This window comes from Agrobacterium sp. YIC 4121, from assembly GCF_002008205.1.
GTDB lineage: Bacteria > Pseudomonadota > Alphaproteobacteria > Rhizobiales > Rhizobiaceae > Agrobacterium > Agrobacterium leguminum.
Genome location: NZ_MRDI01000009.1, coordinates 1 through 1790, shown reverse-complemented (window position 1 = coordinate 1790; position 1790 = coordinate 1). Strand labels below are relative to the sequence as shown.

Genomic DNA, 1790 nt, shown 5'->3' with positions numbered 1-1790 from the left:
GGCGTGATGAAGACGGTATCGCCGTGTTTGCACTCGAACTCGCCGTCCGTGCGCGCAGTAATCGGCCCGATGCCGTTCACCTCGAGATGCAGGAAAGTATCGGAGCCGAGATGTTCGGCGACGGTGACCTTGCCCTGCCACAGCCCGCGTTCCTTCGACAGCACCAGATGCTCCGGCCGCACGCCGGCGGTGGTCGCGCCCTTTTGGCGGGCAAAGTCGCCGGTGATGAGGTTCATGCGCGGCGAGCCGATGAAGCCGGCGACGAAGAGGTTGGCGGGGGAGCGGTAAAGCTGCATCGGCGAGCCGACCTGCTCGATATTGCCGCGGTTGAGCACGACGATCTTGTCGGCCATGGTCATCGCCTCCACCTGGTCGTGGGTGACGTAGATCATCGTCGTCTTCAGCGTGTTGTGCAGCTCGGAGATTTCCAGCCGCATGGTGCCGCGCAGCGCCGCATCGAGGTTGGAAAGCGGTTCGTCGAACAGGAAGGCGGAAGGTTCGCGCACGATGGCGCGGCCGATGGCGACACGCTGGCGCTGGCCGCCCGACAGCTGCGAGGGCCGGCGCTCGAGATAGTCGGTAAGGTTCAGCACCCGGGCGGCGTCTTCCACCTTCTTGTCGATGATCGCCTTGTCGAGCTTGGCCATCTTCAGCGGGAAGGCGATGTTGTTCCTGACGCTCATATGCGGATAAAGCGCATAGGACTGGAACACCATGGCAAGGCCGCGCTCGGCCGGGGCCTTTTCGGTGACATCCTTGCCGTCGATGACGATCTTGCCGCCGGAGACATCTTCCAGCCCGGCAATCAGGCGCAAAAGCGTGGACTTGCCGCAGCCGGAGGGGCCGACGAAGACGACGAATTCGCCGTCGTTGATATCGAGATCGATCGACGGGATGACCTTTGCCTCACCGAAGAGCTTGGACACGTTCTGAAGGGAAATGCTGCCCATGTTTGTCGTTCCTTATTTCACGGCGCCAAAGGTCAGGCCACGCACGAGTTGTTTCTGCGAGAACCAGCCGATGACGAGAATGGGGGCGATCGCCATCATCGAGGCGGCCGAGAGTTTTGCCCAGAACAGCCCCTGCGGACTTGAGAAGGAGGCGATGAAGGCCGTCAGCGGGGCGGCATTGGTGGTCGTCAGCCGGATGGTCCAGAAGGATTCGTTCCAGGCGAGGATGACGTTGAGGAGCAGCGTCGAGGCAATGCCCGGAACCGCCATCGGGGTCAGTACATGCACGATCTCGTTCCACAGCGATGCGCCATCCATGCGGGCGGCTTCGAGAATCTCGCCGGGAATTTCCCGGAAGTAAGTGTAGAGCATCCAGATGACGATCGGCAGGTTGATGAAGGTCAGCATGATGGTGAGCCCGATGCGGGTATCGAGCAGGCCGGCATTGCGGAAGATCAGATAGATCGGCACCAGCACGGCGACGGCTGGCATCATCTTGGTGGAGAGCATCCACATCAAAATATCCTTGGTGCGCTTGGTCGGCGAGAACGCCATGGCCCAGGCGGCGGGAATGGCGATGATCAGCGCGATGATCGTCGAGCCGAGCGACAGCACCACCGAGTTCATGAACGGCTTGAAGTAATCGCGCTGGGTCTGGACCGTCACGTAATTCTCGAGCGTGCCCGACGGAATGAGGCTGAAGCCTGCGATTGCCTCGGGCTCGGTCTTGATCGAGGTGAGGAAGGCATAGAGGATCGGGAAGAACAGCAGCAGCGCCACGGCCCAGGCCGCGATGGAAAAGCCGATCTTTGCGCGAGTGGTTGTCTTGCGGGCCATGAT

Annotated in this window: 2 protein-coding genes; both read right to left on the bottom strand. The window is 61.5% G+C overall.

Features of this window, described 5'->3' with window-relative positions:
• Positions 1–950: ABC transporter ATP-binding protein (locus BTE54_RS11090; RefSeq protein ID WP_078052489.1), on the bottom strand; the 950-nt coding region annotated here is incomplete at its 3' end.
• A gap of 12 nt (positions 951–962) precedes the next feature.
• Positions 963–1787: a carbohydrate ABC transporter permease gene (locus BTE54_RS11085; protein ID WP_003525171.1), complete on the bottom strand. Its 825-nt coding sequence runs from the start codon at positions 1785–1787 to the stop codon at positions 963–965.
• Between the last annotated feature and the right edge of the window lie 3 nt (positions 1788–1790).